The 17,830-nt window shown below is 67.6% G+C and carries 13 protein-coding genes; 1 reads left to right on the plus strand and 12 read right to left on the minus strand.

Annotated elements, in window-relative coordinates:
• Positions 1-30: 30 nt before the first annotated feature.
• The 8 genes from GY812_10565 to GY812_10600 all read right to left on the minus strand — a co-directional run bounded on the left by GY812_10565 (position 31) and on the right by GY812_10600 (position 12,412).
• A complete protein-coding gene (locus GY812_10565; protein MCP4435919.1) occupies positions 31-1,554 on the minus strand; it encodes a DUF2142 domain-containing protein in 1,524 nt (507 codons plus the stop codon).
• 42 nt (positions 1,555-1,596) lie between these two features.
• A complete protein-coding gene (gene rfbD / locus GY812_10570) occupies positions 1,597-2,445 on the minus strand; it encodes a dTDP-4-dehydrorhamnose reductase (GenBank protein MCP4435920.1) in 849 nt (282 codons plus the stop codon).
• Positions 2,446-2,467: 22 nt separating this feature from the next.
• A complete protein-coding gene (gene rfbB, locus GY812_10575) occupies positions 2,468-3,436 on the minus strand; it encodes a dTDP-glucose 4,6-dehydratase (protein ID MCP4435921.1) in 969 nt (322 codons plus the stop codon).
• A gap of 65 nt (positions 3,437-3,501) precedes the next feature.
• Positions 3,502-4,077: a dTDP-4-keto-6-deoxy-D-glucose epimerase gene (locus GY812_10580; GenBank protein MCP4435922.1), complete on the minus strand. Its 576-nt coding sequence runs from the start codon at positions 4,075-4,077 to the stop codon at positions 3,502-3,504.
• A gap of 88 nt (positions 4,078-4,165) precedes the next feature.
• A complete protein-coding gene (locus GY812_10585; protein ID MCP4435923.1) occupies positions 4,166-5,272 on the minus strand; it encodes a glucose-1-phosphate thymidylyltransferase in 1,107 nt (368 codons plus the stop codon).
• Between the two features lie 47 nt (positions 5,273-5,319).
• The gene (locus GY812_10590; GenBank protein ID MCP4435924.1) at positions 5,320-7,599 is read right to left on the minus strand and encodes a glycosyltransferase; all 2,280 of its coding nucleotides are present in this window, start codon (positions 7,597-7,599) and stop codon (positions 5,320-5,322) included.
• A gap of 45 nt (positions 7,600-7,644) precedes the next feature.
• Entirely contained in the window at positions 7,645-9,663 is a 2,019-nt protein-coding gene (locus tag GY812_10595; GenBank protein ID MCP4435925.1) for a peptidoglycan recognition protein, read from the minus strand.
• Between the two features lie 112 nt (positions 9,664-9,775).
• A complete protein-coding gene (locus tag GY812_10600) occupies positions 9,776-12,412 on the minus strand; it encodes a glycosyltransferase (GenBank protein MCP4435926.1) in 2,637 nt (878 codons plus the stop codon).
• 72 nt (positions 12,413-12,484) lie between these two features.
• Between GY812_10600 and GY812_10605 the strand changes: the two genes are divergently transcribed.
• Entirely contained in the window at positions 12,485-13,816 is a 1,332-nt protein-coding gene (locus tag GY812_10605; GenBank protein MCP4435927.1) for a hypothetical protein, read from the plus strand.
• 31 nt (positions 13,817-13,847) lie between these two features.
• Here the strand turns inward: GY812_10605 and GY812_10610 are convergent, their stop codons facing one another.
• The 4 genes from GY812_10610 to GY812_10625 all read right to left on the minus strand — a co-directional run bounded on the left by GY812_10610 (position 13,848) and on the right by GY812_10625 (position 17,827).
• Positions 13,848-14,615, minus strand: a complete 768-nt coding sequence (locus GY812_10610) for a nucleotidyl transferase AbiEii/AbiGii toxin family protein (protein ID MCP4435928.1) — start codon at positions 14,613-14,615, stop codon at positions 13,848-13,850.
• Positions 14,612-15,583: a hypothetical protein gene (locus GY812_10615; GenBank protein ID MCP4435929.1), complete on the minus strand. Its 972-nt coding sequence runs from the start codon at positions 15,581-15,583 to the stop codon at positions 14,612-14,614. Before GY812_10615 ends, GY812_10610 begins: the two co-directional genes overlap by 4 nt.
• Before the next feature lie 141 nt (positions 15,584-15,724).
• Positions 15,725-16,897: a molybdopterin-synthase adenylyltransferase MoeB gene (gene moeB / locus GY812_10620; GenBank protein MCP4435930.1), complete on the minus strand. Its 1,173-nt coding sequence runs from the start codon at positions 16,895-16,897 to the stop codon at positions 15,725-15,727.
• Between the two features lie 147 nt (positions 16,898-17,044).
• Positions 17,045-17,827, minus strand: a complete 783-nt coding sequence (locus tag GY812_10625) for an NAD-dependent deacetylase (GenBank protein MCP4435931.1) — start codon at positions 17,825-17,827, stop codon at positions 17,045-17,047.
• Positions 17,828-17,830: the final 3 nt, after the last annotated feature.

Genomic DNA, 17,830 nt, shown 5'->3' on the forward strand with positions numbered 1-17,830 from the left:
CCTACCCATCGGCATGCCGCGGACCCGACATTAGGCTTCGTTGGCGGCCTCCACCGACGCTTTCGGCGCCTCGCGGCGGGCAGCGAAGAGCACCGCAATCGGCCACAGGGCCGCCGCCAGTGCCACAAGCAGGAGCAAGAGCTTCGGGATTGGGGGGTTCCATCCATCGGCGCCGATGTAGTTCTGTATCTGCGCGGGGCCTTCAAGGATCCCGGTCACGTACCGCTGCATGCTCACGATATGGGCCACAACCAACGCCGCCCCGGTGGACACCAGCACGAGGCCCCCGAGACGCCTGAGTGGAAGCCGGCTGGCCAGCCCCGGATCGTCGGCCGTGAGCATTGCCATCAGGGGGATCCCGACAGCGACCGGCAACAGGTAGCGCCCCTGCCATGCGATCCCGTGCTCCGCCGCCACCGGTGCCTGGATCACAACGGGCAACACAAGCGATCCGAACACGAGGCACGCCAGGCCCGCAACCCTCCATGGGCGGCCCCACATCGCCCCGAACACCACCAGAGCCACGACCACGGCCAGCCAGAGGGCGAGGGTGATGACCACGGGCCCCGTATCGAGCCAACCGAACACGCTGATCATCTGCCGCACCCAGTCATCAATTCCTGCGGAGAGCCAGATGATGATGTTCTCATTGTCGGGTGCGTAGCCACCCGATATCGAGCCGACCTGGTCGGCGGCGCGGGCCCACAACAGGGTGAGTAAGGCCACAACCCCGACCACGGCGGCACCCACCCACACCATTTTCTGGCGCACCAGGAACCTCACGGCATCGAGCCCGCTGAATGCGGCCGCTGCAACCACCGCCACCAGCAGGTACGCGGGCGAGAGCGTGCGTGAAGGCACCAGCACCACAGCGGCGCCCACGAACGACCAGAGCGCAAACCTGTCGAGTTCTCCTGAGGCCGCCTTCGTGAGCAACGCCAGAACAGCCGCCCAGGCTGCAATCGCGGCGCATGTCTCCAGACCGTTCGGGTTCACACTGCCAGCCAGGAAGTGCACCATCGGCGTGGCCGCCACCCACACAGCAAGCAAGGCCAGCTTCGGGTCGAGGATTCGTCCGAGCGCAGCGACCGCCAAGGTGACCAGTCCGGCGCAAAGCAGTGCAGACGTGATCCGCATCAGGTACACCCCGAGCCCTGATGCAGTGAGCTGTGAGGGCCATCCGACGAGGGAGTAGTACAGCGGCGTGTACACGCCCGCAGTGGTGACCGAGTCAACCAGGTCGTCGTCTGCTTCCACCTCGGGCGCGCAGTCAGCGCCTATGGAAGGCTGACCCGCCCAACACCCGGGGATCTCCCCGGAACGGGCGTAGTAGCGAGGAACCTCGACCTCGGTGGCGTATATGTCAAGGCCCGGAGCTGCCGGGTCCGGGGGCAACAACACCTTCGGCCCGCCCCACTGACCGTGCCACACCGAGGCGGCCCGGATGATGTGGGCAGGTTCATCAGGCGAGCTCATGAGCGGGCTGGCAAACACCCACGTGCAGAAACTGAGGGCGAAGCCTGCAAACACGGCCCACAGCCACCACTTCGGCATGGTTCTGGTCGCCGTCAGCGCGGGCGCCGGGTCCGTCACGGGTCAGGCCCCCAGCCTCGCAACGACTTCCGCGAGCGGCTCGCGGAAGTCGCGGCTCTGCTCGAAGCCGTGCATGCGCCAGGCCATGTTGTCGAGCACCGAGTTGGCGGGCCGCTTCGCCGGGCGGGGCGGCTGCAGCTCCCCGGTGGAGATCGGACTCACCCGCCCGGGGTCATGGCCGGCTGCCTCGAACACCGCCTGAGCGAACTCGTACCAGCTCACAGCGCCCTGGTTGGTCGTGTGGAACACGCCCGGCACTCGTTCGACCGCGAGCTTGGTGACCATGCGGGCGAGATCGCCGGCGAAGGTGGGATGGCCGATCTGGTCGTCGACGAAGCTGACCGTGTCGTGCTCGTCTGCGAGGCGCAGCAGGGTTTTGACCATGTTGTTGCCGTGGTAGCCGCACACCCAGGAGGTGCGGGCGATCGACCAGCGCGGGTCGATCTCCATCTCGCCGCCGAGCTTGGTGCGGCCATAGACCGACTGCGGGTTGGGGGTGTCCCATTCCACGTAGGGGGAATCCTTGGTGCCGTCGAACACGTAGTCGGTCGACACGTACACCACGTGTGCGCCAACACGCCGGGCACCGTCGGCAACGAACCGGGTGGCCGCACAGTTGACCTGGTAGGCGAGGTCGACCTGCTCCTCGCAGGCGTCGACGGCGGTGAACGCGGCGCCGTGGATGATCGCGTCGGGCTGGTTGGACGTGATCACCCCGAGCACGTGATCGCGGTCGGTCAGGTCGTGGTCGGGCAGGTCGAGGCCGATCACCTCGTGCTGGCCCTGAGGCGACAGCAACTCCATGACCTCAGTGCCCAGCTGGCCGTTGCAGCCGGTGACGATGATCCTCATCGGTCTCGCTCCACGCGGGTGTTCACCGGTTCTTCACCCGGGCCTTGAGCCGCTCCCACCAGTCGCGATTGTCGACGTAGAAGGCGACGGTCTGCTCGAGTGCATCCTCGAACGACGTCTCGGGCCGCCATCCGAGTGCCGCGACCTTGTCGTGGGTGATCGAGTAGCGGCGGTCGTGACCCTTGCGGTCCTCCACATACTCCACCGACGACTCGTCCTTGCCGAGCATCGCCAGCAGGCGGTCGGTGATGTCGCGGTTGGTGCGCTCGTTGCCGGCGCCGATGTTGTACACCTCGCCCAGCTGCCCGTCGCGCAGCACGAGGTCAACGCCACGGCAGTTGTCGGACACGAACAGCCAGTCACGCACGTTGAGTCCGTCGCCGTAGAGCGGCACCGTGTTGCCATCGAGCAGGTTGGTCACGAAGAACGGGATCAGCTTCTCGGGGAACTGGTAGGGCCCGTACTGGTTGGACGACCGGGTGAGCACGACCGGCAGGTCATGTGTCTCGTAGTAGGCCAGTGCGATCAGGTCGGAGCCCGCCTTGGCTGCGCTGTAGGGAGAACGGGGCTGGAGGATGTCGGTCTCGGAGAACGAGCCGTCCTCGATCGAGCCATACACCTCGTCGGTGGAGATGTGCAGGAACCGCTCCACCTCGGCATCGACGGCCACGTCGCAGAGCACGTTGGTGCCCATGCAGTTGGTGCGCACGAACACGTCGGGATCAAGCAGTGACCGGTCGACGTGGCTCTCGGCTGCGAAGTGCACCACTGCGTCGTGGCCGGGCAGGTTGGCCCGCACCGAATCGCGGTCGCAGACGTCGCCGTGCACGAAGCTGAACCGCGGGTTGTCGTCGAACTCGCGGAGCGTCTCGCGGTTGCCGGCGTAGGTGAGCGCATCGAACACGGTTACCGAGTCGTCGGTGTTGGCCAGGATGTGGCGGACGTAGTTGGAGCCGATGAACCCGGCTCCACCGGTGATGAAGATCCTCATTCGTTCCCTTCTCTCAGGTCAGCGCGTCAAGGGCGTACAGAAACAGTGGCGACAGGTCCCGGCACTCAGGTGCGAAGCGACGAATGGGGCTGCCACATGGGCTCGATCTCGGTGCGCCTCGGGTTCGACCGGTCGCGGTCCGACAGGATCGGCTCACCATCGATGCCCCAGTCGGCTGCGATGTCGGGGTCGTCCCACGCCACTCCGAGCTCATCAGCCGGGTTGTAGTAGCCGTCGACCAGATAGGTGATTGCCATGTCGGTGATCGAGGCGAACCCGTGCGCCACGCCCGGCGGGATGTAGCACCCGAGGTGCTCGTTGGGGCCACCGTCGACCTCACCGAGGTCAATCATCTGTGTGGCGCCGTCTGTCGGGCTGCCCTGGCGCAGGTCGTGGAGAACGACCCGGGCGTGACCGAACGGCACATACCAGTAGTCGGCCTGGTGCAGGTGGTAGTGCAGGCCCACAAGGCAACCGGCCACGCGGTTGCCCCGGTTGCCCTGGATCATCTCGCGCCCACCGGGGATCCACTCGCGCCGGTAGGTCTCCACGAAGTAGCCGCGGTCGTCGCCGAACACCTTCGGGCGCACGATGTGCACACCGTCGATCAGCTCGCTTGCGGTCACATCTGCCATTGACACGGGGGGCCTTTCGGATCGGGGGCGGCGTGGCGCGTGCCCACGCTAGGTCGAAACACCGGGCGAGTCCCGCCCGACGGGTTTCGGCTCGCTACTGGATGTCGACGTTGCAGTGGTCGCCGATCATGAGCCGCGTGGCAGCGGGACGCTGCTGGGAGCGGCGAACCTCGGTGTCGCGGCCTATCAGCGAGTCGGCAAGGCGCGGGACGCCTTCAATGATCGAACGGCGCAGGATCACCGAGTGCTCGATCTCGGAGTCGGTCACCCGGCAGTCGTCGCCGACCGCAGTGAACGGGCCGATGTAGGAGCGCTCGATCACCGCACCCGACCCGATGACCACCGGACCGCGGATGTGTGAGTCGACGATCTTGGCGCCCGGCTCCACCACCACCCGGCCATCCATCTGGCTCTGCGAGTCGATGTCGCCCTCGAACCGGGGCTCGAGGGTCTCGAGAACCCGACGGTTGCTCTCGAGCAGCGGGTCCTTCTTGCCGGTGTCGAGCCACCAACCCTCGAGCTCGTCGTGACGCACCCGCTGGCCATCATCGATCAGCCACTGGATCGCATCGGTGATCTCGAGCTCACCGCGGTCACTCGGCTCGATCGACTCCACTGCCTCGTGGATCGCCGCGGTGAACAGGTAGACGCCCACCAGCGCGAGGTTGCTCGGCGGGTTCTCCGGCTTCTCGACCAGCTGCACAACGGCGCCCTCGGCGTCGACCTCGGCTACGCCGAAGCGCTGCGGGTCCGGAACCGGGCAGAGCAGGATCTGGGCGGCGGGAGGAGCGGTGTCCTCACCGAGCCGCTGGCTGGCAGATGCGTGCTTGTCGGCCTCGAACCGGCCGACGAAGTCACCCAGGCCCTGCTGGAGCATGTTGTCGCCCAGGTACATCACGAAGTCGTCGTCGCCGAGGAACTCGCGTGCGATCAGCACGCAGTGGGCCAGCCCGAGTGGGGCGTCCTGGGGGATGTAGGTGACATTGGCAGCGAATCGCGAGCCGTCGCCGACGGCCTCCACGACCTCGGGGCCGGTCTCGCCGGTGATGATCCCGATCTCGGTGATGCCCGAGGCGACCATGGCCTCGATGCCGTAGAACAGGATCGGCTTGTTGGCCACGGGCACCAACTGCTTGGCGCTCGTGTGGGTGATCGGCCGCAGCCGCGTGCCGGCTCCGCCGGAGAGGATCAGTCCCTTCACGTGACCCAGTTCTACCAGCTTCGGGCTGTTTCCACGCGAACGAAGCGTCAGGGTGCGGTCGACTTCCAGGCCTCCAGAAGGGCCGATTCGGCCACCTTGCCGACCTTGTCGTAGGAGAACTCGGCCAACGCTGCCGCAGCGGCCAACTCGAGGCCCGCTGACAGTCCCGGTTCCGAACGCACGCGATGCATCAGGTCAGCGGCTGCGTCGAGGTCAGGCTCGGCCCAGTGCCCATGCGCCGGGTAGTACTGGCCCGGGCCGACCTCCACCTCGGTTGCGGGCACCATCAGGGCACTGTCGGACGACATGAAGTCGAGGTTGCCCGAGTAGGCGGTGGCGATCACCGGTGTGCCCACGGCCATCGCCTCGGCCATGGTGAGCCCGAGCCCTTCGGAGCGGTGCAGCGACACATAGCAATCGGCCGCGGCCACCAGCGCCAGCCGATCGGCTGCCGGCAGGAGTTCGTCGCGCACGATGATGTCGGCGCGGTCGGAGGTCTCGTGCACGAGGCGCTGGTGGTCCTCGGCGAAGATGTGGCCGTTGATCGACTTCAACAGCAGGGCGGTGCCACCGTCGGGGTCGGGGAACGCGCGTCGGTATGCCTCGGCCAGCCCGAGGGGGTTCTTGCGCTCCGACACCGACAGGTGGTCGAAGGAGAACAGGAACGTGAACCGGTCATCGAGGCCCAGCCGCGTGCGGTCGACGAGCTCCGGGGCGGGGCGGTCGAACACCAGCGGTGAAGGCACCACGCGCACCGGGGTGCCTTCGTGGCCCGAAAACGCCTTGGTGAGGTAGTGGGTGGCCACCCAGATCTGGTCGACCAACCCGAAAGCTGCCTCCTGTTGGGGCGCGACCGCGTCGCTCTCCCAGTACCAGAGGCCGATGTTGTGGTGGCCGGCCAGGAACCCCTCCCCCACGTCCTCCACGAACAGGGGCAGCTGGTCGGGCGTGATCAGCAACAGGTTGAAGTGGTACGGAGCGGTGGTGTCGCCGGTCGCGCCCACGCGCAGGTTCGACGACGTGCGGTCGTAGCTCACCGCTGCGTGCGGGATGCCGGCGGCGTCGAAGGCCCGTTGCATCCGCCGGGCCGCCACGCCGAGGCCGAGGTCGGCGCCGAGGTACCCGACCAGGTTCACACCGAAAGGCCGGCGCGCACCGGCGTTTACCACCGGCGCCAGCGGGGCCGGTGGATCCGGCAACGTGAGAAGCGAGCTGTCGCCCTCGCTCAGGCCATGACTCCAGAGCCATCGGCCGAAACGGGGCCGGTCCTGCCAGCGTGCATGGGGGAACGCGTCGAGCAGGTCCTCCCTGCGGTCGACCAGCAGGTCCACGTGGCGGTTCACACCCGTGCCATCAGCTTCGCCGGGGGCATCGAGCAGCTCCACGAACGTCCGCACCTCGCCCGGCACGAGTGGGTTGGGGGGCAACTCCCCACCGGTGGCCGCTGACTCCGCGAGCAGCCCGCGATACCAGGAGCGCAGTTCATCGGTGGCCCGGACACCCGGCAGGAGGAGATCAGGCTCGCTGCCGCCAGTTGCGCTCCATCCGGCCGCCAACAGGCGCTCGGCGTGCTGGTCACACAGCCTTGCCAGCGCGGGCACCTTGTCGAGTGCGACCGTTGGCTCTCCTCCCGGTGGCGAGAACCACCACGGCTGGCAGGGATCGAAGCCTGCAAAGTCGACAAGGAGCGGCTGTGCCCCGGTTGCGCCGATTCCACCGGAGGCATCCAGGTCGATCTGGCCAGCGGTCCACGGCGATAGGCACAGCGCCGGGTCGGTGATGGTGCGTGCGTCGAGTGGGAGATCCCACCAGGGGTCCGCCGTCGTGCCGGCGGCGCCGCGCACGCGGTCGAGCGCACGGTCCTTCCACCAACCCACCCACGACTGCGGTCCTGGCACCACGGCAAGTCCGGGTGCGAAACCCCCCCATGCGCCCAGCCGGTCATCGACATGGCGGGCGCGTGCTGCGATGGCTCCGTCGGCTGCAAACAGCGACTCGAGGCTTCCGAGTACGGCGAACGAATCGTCGAGCACCGCCACCGAGTCCGCCTCATCGAGCTCTCCCTCGACGGCCAGCCACTCCAGCACCCAGGGCAGCGCAGCCCAACCGGCACGCCTCTGACCAAGCGCCAACACGAAGTCGGCCCAGCGAAGGCCCCCGAAGTCCACCTGCGGAACGGCCCCGTCGCCGCCGGCCATCAACCTTGGCGAGCGCAGGCCGGCCTCCAACACCACAGCCCGGGCGTGCGGGTTGTGGTCAGCCAGACCGGCAGCAAGCACACGCGTGGTGGCGCTCGTATGGTCGGTGGAGACCAGCAGGAACTTCATTGCCGCCATCTTGACCGCTGTCGGCGACGTCAGGAGGAATCCGAACTACTTGACTGTGACCGTTCGACAGCCGAGCAGCGGGTTGGCACCCCAACCGGTGTTGATTGCGACGGCGCACAGCGTGTGGGTGCCCTTGGACATCCGCATCTCGAACTCGTAACCGTGGTTGGGGCCGTAGTCCGGGTATATGGCTGCCACATCAGGCCTGGACCTGTTGGCGGGGATCGCCCAGGACGTACTGCCGTCGTAGATCATGTGGACCGACAGCGGACCCTTGGTTTCCGGATCGATGACCCAACCACTGACCTTGACGTAGTCGCCATCCTGGAAGAACCCATCGAAGAAGCCGAAGGGCGATGCGCCCGGGATGTCAACCCACTTGCAGTCGAACCGGGTGTTGACACCCGCACCCACGTTGTCGGCGATCATGCAGATCCTGCGGCGGCCGGCCGTTATGCCGATCACGCGGGCGAGCCACAGGTCCCCGGAAGGCAGGGCCGCTTCAGCCACGATCGCGCCGTCGATCTCGACCTTGACGGACTGGACCCGTCCATTCGGGTCCCGGACGGTGCCGCCGAGTTCGACTCCACCGGTGAGCGGATTCGCAGCCGCTATGGACCCGGTCGGGCTGGTTCCGGCCGGATCACCGACGTTTATCCACTTGCAGGGGAACGTCAGGTCGTTGCCGTAGTTCTGGTTGATCGCGCGCACGCACATGTTGTTGTAGCCCGGAGGTACCCCCGTGACCTCCACATTGAATCCCGTGTTGGCCGGGTATCCGGGGTAGGCACCCTGCACGTCGGGACGAGGGCCGTTGGCGGTGGTTGTGGCCGACCTACCGGCGGCGTCGAGTCTGACCTGGACCGGGTTGTCGCCATCAAGGTCGTGCGTCCAGCCAACCGCCGTCACCGTGGATCCCGAGGAACCCAGATACTCGAGGTTACCGACCGGCCCGGAGACCTCGCGGGTGTAGACGAACCACTCTTGGGCGCGCTGGCGGATCGCACCGAGCGCAGCGTGCACGCTTCCGGGGCAGGCGGTGGACCCCACGTCGGAGTGACCGACGATGTTGGGGAGGTTCACGACGGTGCCGGCAGGGAATCTCGGCCCGCCGCCGGAGGTGAAGTTGGACGTCGCCAGCGGCTCCTGGTTGCCGAGGAACAGCTTCCAGCCCGCCACACGGGCGACGGCCTCGTTGGATGCAGCAGTGGGGCTGGTCTGGGTGTAGTCGCCGATCACCGAAACGCCCACGGTGTTGGTGTTGAACCCGGCTGCGTGGGCGCCGATCACCGGTCGATCCATGCCGCCGGCCCGGCCCTCCCAGATGCCGCCGTACTTGTCGACGAGGAAGTTGTATCCGATGTCGGACCAACCGCGGCCGTCGAGGTGGTACGCCTGGATGCCGGCGATGATCCCGGGCACCTGCGCCTGGGAGTAGCTGTTGCCCGACACCGTGTGGTGCACCACGGCCTTCTTGATCGTGCTGCCGTAGCTCATCGAGCCGACGGCGCGGGCGTTCCATGCCGAACGCGGGTTGATGCCGAACGGGGCCTGTGTGGACGCGCCCGCTACCTCTTCCTGCACGGTGATGGCCCGGCGGGTCTCGTTGCGCACGAGGACCACTCGCGCAACCTCGGCATCGTCGGCATCCAGGTTCAGCTCATAGGCCTGGCCGGCACCCACCCAGAACGGCACGGTGCCCCAGTTGGTGGGGTTGTCGGGTCCTTCGTTGGGATCCGCGTGGAGCTCTGCCCACCCGGTCCAGGATCCGTCGGTGTTCTGCACCCTGAGCATCACCGGCTCTTCGGTGGGCTCGTCGAACACGACCGCCATGAGGGAGAACTCCTCGACCTGCTCGTCGACGGCCTGCACGCGCGGCGTGTCGAGGGGTTCGTCGGCGGCGGCCTGAACCTCAGCCATCTCCTCGGCGGTCGCCTCATCCGGTGGCGGCAGGTCGACCGTGGCCGCGACCGCCTGCTCGGTGAAGGACAGCTGTGGCAACGGCGCCATCAGCAACAACAACGCCATCGCGCCCAATACGGCGAAGCGACGAAGAAGCTTCATTCGTTATGAGTCCCGACCTCGTCGCGGGCCGAGGGCGCCCGCACTGACGGTGAATACGCTAACACCGCGCGGGGCAATGTTGCGATGACTGTAACGAATTCTCAACAAAGTCTCAGGCGTCGCCCGGGCGGAACCTGCCGAGCAGGGCGTCCGCCACGGCCGCTGCAGTGCTGTCCCAGGTCTCGCCGTCGAATCCCTCCGAGGCACTACGTGCCCTCTGGTGCGCTTCGGGGTCCGACAACAGTCGCGACACCGCCGCGGTCCAGCCATCGACGTCGCGGGGGTCGAGGTGCTCCACGGCGTCGCCACCCAGCTCCGCCAGCGCACCGCCCGTGGAGGCGAGCACCGGTACTCCCCTGCCGAGGGCCTCGGCGAGCGGCAGGCCGAACCCCTCCGACAAGCTGGGCACGAGCACGAGCCGTGCGTTGCGGTAGAGCGCGTCGAGTTCCTCATCGTGCACGTCGTCGAGCCAGCGCAACCGACCGCCACGGTCGGGGTGGCCCTCGATTCGGCTGATGAGTTCGTCGTTGCCCCAACCTGGCCTGCCCGCAAGCACGAGCTGCAGGTCGGGGAACTGTCCGGAGAGGCGGTCGAACACGTCGATGGCGAGCGCGTGGTTCTTGCGCGGCTCGAGGGTGCCAACGACCAACAGGAACTCGCCGGCCCGCACACCAGCCGGCAACACGGCCCCCTCGCCACTCGTCTCCGTCCGACCCGTGGTGTTCCAGTCTTCGGTGGCGAGCGGCACCACCGACACCGGTGACGGTTGGATGCCGGCGTCGTCCGCGACCCGCTGGATCTGCTCGCGGGTGGCGGCCGAGGCACAGACCAACAACTCGGACTCACGGAGCTGGGCAAGGGCCGCCGGGTCGAAGATTCTGCGCAGCTTGGGCGCGAACCAGTCGGGGTTCTCCACCGGCAACAGGTCGTGGATGAACGACGCGACATGCACCCCGGACCGGCGCAGGTCCGCAAGCAGCGCCCCGCGGTCGACCTCGAGCTCGTTCCACACAGCGTCGACCTCCAGCAGCACCGCTCCCGGCTCGAGGCGGTTGAGCATCAGCGAGTCCTCGAGCTCACGCTGCTGCTTTCCGAAGACCTGCTCGCGGCGCCGCCGGACCGCGCCCAGGACTCCGAGTCGCCCAAGCCCCGACCGCAAGGCGGCCTTGACCCCCGCAACGGCGGGCGGTTCGTCGGGCAACTCAGGGCTTCCTCCGGCGCGCAACAATGACTCGTACTCCTCCGCCGTGACGCGACGGAACCCGCCGTTGCGCTCGTTCCAGCGGATGGGCACAACCTCGAGCTGGTTGCTCGCTGCCGGAAGGTGAGTCACCAGCGCGCATACGACGCGCTGGATGCCGGCGCGGTAGCCGGCCTTGATGGTCTCGCCCACGTCGACGTAGACGACCAGGGGCCCGCCGGGCCACGGCTCCGGTGCCTTCGGGGAGCCGCCCGGCTGGAACAGGCCACGCACCCGGTCGCTCTCGCTCCAACCCGGCCGTCGTTGGCGTCGTGCGCCGGGGATACGCAACGACGCGGCAATGGCTGCTTTCTTCCAGGTCCAGAACGGCTCCACCTGGATGCGCTGCCCTCGTCGTGCCTTGCCGAAGATGTTGACCCGGAACAGCCGCCACGCCCCCCGCCACAGCCAGCCCAGCGCACGCTTGACTGCGCGCCCGTCGCCGTTGCGGAAGTTGGTGACCAACCAGTTGCGCCGGTCGAGGAACAGGTGCCAGCGAGATCCTCCCCCGCCGGATGCACCGAACGCGTGGTGGGCGACCGATGCGGGCGCCGTGCGCACCTCCCAGCCGGCGTTGCGCAGTCGCCACGAAAGATCGGTGTCCTCGTAGTAGGCGAAGAACGCCGGGTCGAACAGGCCGACCTGCTCCAGTGCGTCGACCCGCAGGAGCGCCGAACCACCACAGAAACCGTCAACCACTTCCGAGTGCGCAGCGTCGGGCGGCGTCGGCCGTGCGGCCCAGGGGTCGGGCTCGGCGTAGCCGATGTCGAACCCCTCACCCGACTCGTTGATGCCGGTGCCCAAGCCGTTGAGCAGCGTGGTGCGCCCCGCGCCAACCGAGCGTTCGAAGTCGACATCGGGTCCGCCGGGCTCGGCAACGGTGACCCTGGAGGCGGTCTGCGCCGGACCTGCCGGCAGCCAGACTGTCCCGGAACTGCCGGCTGCAAGCTGCCAGATTCGCCGAGCCGGCCACTCGAGCGCGCCTTCGTCGGAGAACCCGTCGGTGCGCACCCGGTCGAGTACATCGAACGAGCCAGTGCCGTCGGGAGCCGCAACCCGGGCTCCCTTGAGCTCGATCCGGCCCGGCGGCGAGTCGACCTCCACCGCAGCGAACCCGGGCTCGAGAAGCAGGCGCGACGAAACCGCCGCGCAGTTGTCGTAGGCCTCCATCACCTCGACCAGCGCGCGCAGCCAGCCCGGCTCGGCCCAAGCGTCGTTGTTGAGCAGTGCTACGTGGTCGACTCGTGCGACGCCTGGCTCCAGAAGGTGGCGAATGGCCCGGTTGCACCCCTCGGCGAACCCGAGGTTGGAGCCGTTGTCAATCAGCTCCACATCCGGCGAGCCAGGGCGGGCCAGCCACGCCGCGAGCTCCTCGCGGGATCCGTCGACCGAACCGTTGTCGGCCAGCACGACCCTCATCCGGTCGGCCGGGTAGTCCTGGGCGGCGAGAGAGCGTAGGCAACGGCGCGTGAACCACGCGGAGTTCCAGTTGAGGACCACGACGCCCACCAGGGAAGTCTGCGGTGGTGGGGGCGAAGCCGCGTCCACCTCTGGGGCCGGGGGTACCATCGCCCCGATCTTATGAACAGAGACCCGGAATCCCCTGACCAAGCACCCGGGACCTCGCCGGCGGGGCTTCGCGAGCGCCTCGAGTCAGCTGGTCCGCTGGCCATGGGCATCGGGCTGGGCATCAACGGCCTGGCCGCCTACATCTTCCTGGCCGCTGCCGGACGCGCACTTGGAGCGGAGGACTCCGGACAGGTCTCGGTGCTCTGGGCCAGCCTCTACCTGGTCGGCACCGGCCTGTTCCTGCCGATCGAGCAGGAACTCTCGCGATCCATCTCGGCACGACGCGCCCGCGGAGAGCCATTCGGTGCCCTGGTCAGCCAGGTATCGAGGATGGGCGCGGTCCTGTTCGGGGGGCTGGCAGTGCTGGTGCTGGCACTGAGTCCGGTGCTCGCGAGCGCCCTGTTCAGGGGCAGCTTCTCGTTTGTGCTGGCCCTGCTCTACGGAATCCTCGGTGTCGGGCTGTCGTATGTGGTGCGGGGCCTGTTGGCTGGATCGGGGCGCTACTACGGATACGCGACGTTCTTCGTGGTCGACGCATCCATCAAGGCCATACCCGCATTGGTGCTGGCGCTCGCCGGTGTGGCGTCACCGATGGCGTTCGCGATCGTGGTGACGTCGTCGGCCTTCATCGGCTCGGTCGCACCGATGGTCAGGGGCACCCAGATTGGAGGCAAGGGCGAGCCCGCGCCTTGGGGCCCACTGAGGCGCAGCTTCGCCCACCTGCTGCTAACCGCCCTGCTGACTTCGGTCATCCTGAACTCGGGCACCATTGCGGTGGAGGTGCTCGCCAGCGACGCCGACGGCGACAAGGCATCGATCTTCCTGTCGGGCCTGGTGATCGCGCGGGTTCCGCTGTTCTTCTTCCAGGCCGTACAGGCGTTCATCCTGCCGCGGCTCTCGCACCACGCCGCGTCGGACGAGATGACTGAATTCCGCGGGTTGATGCGTCTCCTGCTCATCGGAATCGCCGGGCTCACGGTGGTGGCTGTGGCCTTCTCCGCCGCTGTCGGTCCGTGGCTGGTGGAGCTGCTGTTCGGCTCCGACTTCGTGTTGAGCGCCCGCGACATGGGACTGCTCACACTGGCATCGATGCTGATGATGACCGCAATGACGGTCAACCAGGCCCAGATCGCGCTCCACCACCAGCACGAGACCGGCTGGCCCTGGGGTGTCGCGGTGGTGGTCTTCCTCCTGGTGACAGCCGTGTCGAGCAGTGACCTGTTGCTGCGTGTGGAACTCGGCATGGTCGCTGCAGCCGCCACGGTTGTCGCCCTGGCCGGGACACTGCTGGTGAAGGAACTGCGCCATCCCGACGAACACCGGGACCCGCAGGTGACCCTCTAGTCGGCGCCCTCCGTTTGGTGGCCCCCGACCCTCAGGTGGCCAGGTCTTCCACCGAACCGGCGACCTCGTCCATGTCGATTGCGACCTCGTCGAACCGGCGGATCTCGCGGTAGGTGCGATCGCGGCCCCGGTCATCTACGAAGTGACGATGCAGCGCGTCGAGCACGAAGTCGCGCAACTCGTCAGGCGCAGTGTTGACCTCGGCGGCGCCAACTGCTCCCACCAGCAACCTCGCCAGGTCATACAGGTCGCTCGCCTTCTTCTCGGGCTTGGAAGACGCCCGCAAGGGCACGGTCGTTGCCTTCATGGCGACCAGGCCCGCCGTACTCGCCACGAGCCGGTCGACCCGCCCGATGAGCGGTGAGCCATCTTCGTCGACCACCGCGATCGCCACGTCGGTGGCGGTGTCATGTGCCCAGGTGTGGGCGATCACGTTCAGCTCGAGGTCGCTCAGCTCGCCCTGTGCGGACAGGTCTGCAATCACGTCCTCGGCGCTTTCGGTGGCGACATCGATCACGTCCAGGTCCAGGCGACCCGGCATCACGTACTGGCCACCGCCGCTGGATGACAGCGCCAGATGCTGGAGTTCCGGATGGAATCCCTCGAGGTTGCGGGCGAGCGTGTCCAGATCGACAGTCGCCCTGTGCGGGACCCCGACGCGGCAGAGGACGGCCAGCCCACCGATGAGAACGAACTCCTGGGGCAGGGTTGCGAGGGCCTCGACCGCCAGGTGTGTGGTTCCCCCCGGGCGGCCTGTGAGCACCACGGTCGCCGGGGCGTTGTGGGGTGTGTCGTTCATTCAGGAACTACGCCCCAGTCCTCGACGATCTCGCGACCGCGGGCTTCGTCGGTCGCGAGCCGCAGGGCACACACGATCGGGTGAGCGATGCGCCACGGGTGGGCTTCGTCAGGTTCGAAACCGGCCAGCTCCGGGATCCAGGTGACGGGCGCCAGGCGAACCCATGTGCGTGCCGGCTCGTCGGTGCGGCTGTGGGGACGAAGCCTTCGCACCGCAGCCTTCGGGGCGTAGCAGCGCGCAGGCAGGTCGGCCGCAGCGGCGATCCGGGCACCGCCGAGTGTGGCGGCACGTTCGTCCACCCGCACCAGCTCATCGGAGCCGGCGATCCACGCGGCTTCCTCCATGGCGATGGGCAGGGGCATCCAGCCATCGTCGGGCCAGTGCGACGCCGTCTCCCAGAACAGGTCGGGCAGCAGCGGCAGTCGGCTCTGTGAGCCGATCAACCCCTCGGACACGAAGCGGTTGAGGATCTCCTGCGTTCCGCCTGCGCTACGCCCGGTGTCGCGTGCGACGCTGCGGGCCGACACCTCGAGCTGGGGGTGCAGCAGCGCATGCAGGGCTATCTCCAGTCCGACCGGGGTCCACGGCGAGGTGACGGCGCTGCGGGTGTCCTGGCCCAGCCCGATGGGAGCGTCGATGCGCAGGCCGGGCAGCCACAGCCGCATGTGCCCGCGTCGGTCGAGCCAGGACCAACCGGCATCGCGCAAGACCTGCCGAGCGCTCTCGGAGAGCCGGTCGGCAACCATCAGCCCTGGGTACTCGTGGTCTGCCACCAGGCCGGCAACGACGCCCGGGTGCGGGTGGGCACGTTCGGTGACGGGAAGGGTTATCGCAGTACCGTCGGCGACTACATGGTCCCCGTGCACCCAGACGTCGAGCCCCAGGGCTTCGATGGCCTCGCCGAGTTCGCGGGAGTACTCAGCAGTTGTTGCCCCACTGGGACCTTCAGACTCTGATCGTGCCGCCACGAACACCGAACATAATGCGAGTCAGCTTGCTTCACAACCTGCGCTCGTGCCGCCACGAACATCGAACACAGCTACCTCAGGGAATAGGCGCGTCAGACTGATGGGCTCGGAAGCTCCCACTGGCCGGGCCCAGTGGCCGGCTCAGTCGGCAGCTGCCAGCGGTGCGGGCATGCAGTGGCCGTCGAGCGGCACGACCTGGACGCGGTCGCGGTTCTCCCACGTGATCTCGTTGGCAGGATCCTTGCGGATCTTGAACTCGCGGAACTCCATGTCCTGTGCGTCGAAGGTCAGGTAGCGCCCCACGAGCGTGTCGCCGAGCCCGAGGATCAACTTGATCGCCTCCAGCGCCTGGATGGACCCGACGATGCCGGGCAGCACACCCAGCACGCCGGCCTCGGCGCAGCTCGGGGCGAGTTCCGGCGGCGGGGGCTCCGGCAGCATGTCCCGGTAGGTGGGTCCGTTGCGGGGATCGAACACCGTGATGTGGCCCTCGAAGCGGAAGATCGAGCCATGTACCACAGGCACGCCCAGCTTCACCGAGGCGTCATTGAGCATGTAGCGCACCGGGAAGTTGTCGGCGCCGTCGACCACGATGTCGAACTGGCTCACGATGTCCTCCATGTTGGAGGCATCGAGGCGCACGTCGAAGGTGATCACGTTCACGTCGGGGTTGAGCAACGTGAGGGTCTTCTTGGCCGAGTCGACCTTGCGGTCACCCACGCGGTCCACGTTGTGCAGGATCTGGCGCTGCAGATTGGAGTCGTCGACCACGTCCATGTCGACGATGCCGAGGGTGCCCACACCTGCCGCAGCGAGGTAGAGCGCAGCCGGTGATCCGAGGCCGCCGGCGCCGAGCAGGAGAACCTTGGCGCCGAGCAGCTTCTGCTGGCCTTCCTCGCTCACCTCGGGCAGCAGGAGGTGGCGGTGGTAGCGGTTGCGCTGTTCGGGGGTGAGCACCTCGGGCACCCGCCAGTCGCGGCCCTCGTCCTTCCAGCGGTTGAAGCCGCCGATCATCGATACCACGTCGTCGTAGCCGAGTTCGGCCAGGGTGCGGGCGGCGAACGCGGAGCGCACCCCGCCGGCGCACATCACGACCACCTGGGTGGACTTGTCGGACAGCTTGCCCTCCACCTGGCTCTCGAGGTGGCCGCGCGGCAGGAAGACCGAGCCGGGCACTGCGCCCTGTTCGAACTCGTCGGCCTCGCGGACGTCGAGCAGGATGGCGCCGGCGTCGACGAGACCCTCGGCCTCAACGGGTTCGACCTCGCGGATCTCGGACTTGGCTGCATTCAGAAGGTCACGGAAACTGGGCATCTATCTGGCTTTCGGTTCGGGTGCTCCCGGGCGCCGGCCGGGTTGTCCGGGTGGTGGCAGAGCTGCGGGGAGCTGTCAGCTCCATAAACCCTACCAACTTGGTCAACATTCCCGAAAGCCGGAAAGCCGCTGGCCCGGCGAACCTGGTCAGCCGGCGAGCAGACGGGGCAGCACGTCGCTGATCGATTGCTCGACCTTGGCTGCTGCAAACGAGTCGGCCGCCGTGTCGCCCTTGTTGACCACCACCACCGGCAGGTCGAGCTGCAGCGCCCAGAAAGCCATCTGGTTGACCGGACTCACCTCGAGTGTGGTGCCGACGGCCAGGAACACGTCGGCCCGCTCGATCGCCGCCCGGCACTGCTCCATCGCGCCGTCGGGCAGCATCTCTCCGAACATCACAACAGTCGTCTTCTGGATGCCCCCACAGTCATCGCATCTGGGATCGTCGTCACCCGCACGGACCTTGTCGAGGATCGGCCCCACCTCGCTGTGGCTGCCGCAGGACACGCACACGATGCCGTCGACCGAACCATGCACCTCGGTGAGCAGGTCTCGGCTGGTCCCTGCCTTCTGGTGCAGTCCGTCGATGTTCTGGGTCGTCAGGTGCGTGAGGCGACCCTGCGTCTCGACATCGACCAGGGCATGGTGCCCAGCAGTGGGTTGGGCGTCCTGCACCCTGCCATCCATGCGCATCCGCCACGAGGCACGGCGAGCCTCTTCGTCAGCCAGGTAGTTCTGGATGGTTGATGCGCGCTCTGCCGCCGGGTTCTTCGTCCAGAGGCCTTCGGGACCGCGGAAGTCGGGAATCCCCGCATCGGTCGATATCCCGGCGCCGGTCAGAACCGCTATCGCCTCCGCATCGGCGAGGATCCGCCGAGCCGTGTCGAAGGGGCCAGTGGCGTCGCTTGTCGAGGTGTCGCTGCCAGTCATCGT

The sequence above is a fragment of the Actinomycetes bacterium genome (genome assembly GCA_024222295.1).
In the GTDB taxonomy this organism is placed as follows: Bacteria; Actinomycetota; Acidimicrobiia; order Acidimicrobiales; family Microtrichaceae; genus JAAEPF01.

Excerpts from the sequence above, each read along its gene's own strand:
- GY812_10610 (MCP4435928.1), bottom strand. The coding sequence starts at position 14,615 with ATGAACGACACACCCCACAACGCCCCGGCGACCGTGGTGCTCACAGGC.
- rfbB (MCP4435921.1), bottom strand. The coding sequence starts at position 3,436 with ATGAGGATCTTCATCACCGGTGGAGCCGGGTTCATCGGCTCCAACTAC.
- moeB (MCP4435930.1), bottom strand. The coding sequence starts at position 16,897 with ATGCCCAGTTTCCGTGACCTTCTGAATGCAGCCAAGTCCGAGATCCGC.
- GY812_10605 (MCP4435927.1), top strand. The coding sequence starts at position 12,485 with ATGAACAGAGACCCGGAATCCCCTGACCAAGCACCCGGGACCTCGCCG.
- GY812_10590 (MCP4435924.1), bottom strand. The coding sequence starts at position 7,599 with ATGAAGTTCCTGCTGGTCTCCACCGACCATACGAGCGCCACCACGCGT.
- GY812_10595 (MCP4435925.1), bottom strand. The coding sequence starts at position 9,663 with ATGAAGCTTCTTCGTCGCTTCGCCGTATTGGGCGCGATGGCGTTGTTG.
- GY812_10625 (MCP4435931.1), bottom strand. The coding sequence starts at position 17,827 with ATGACTGGCAGCGACACCTCGACAAGCGACGCCACTGGCCCCTTCGAC.
- rfbD (MCP4435920.1), bottom strand. The coding sequence starts at position 2,445 with ATGAGGATCATCGTCACCGGCTGCAACGGCCAGCTGGGCACTGAGGTC.
- GY812_10565 (MCP4435919.1), bottom strand. The coding sequence starts at position 1,554 with ATGCCGAAGTGGTGGCTGTGGGCCGTGTTTGCAGGCTTCGCCCTCAGT.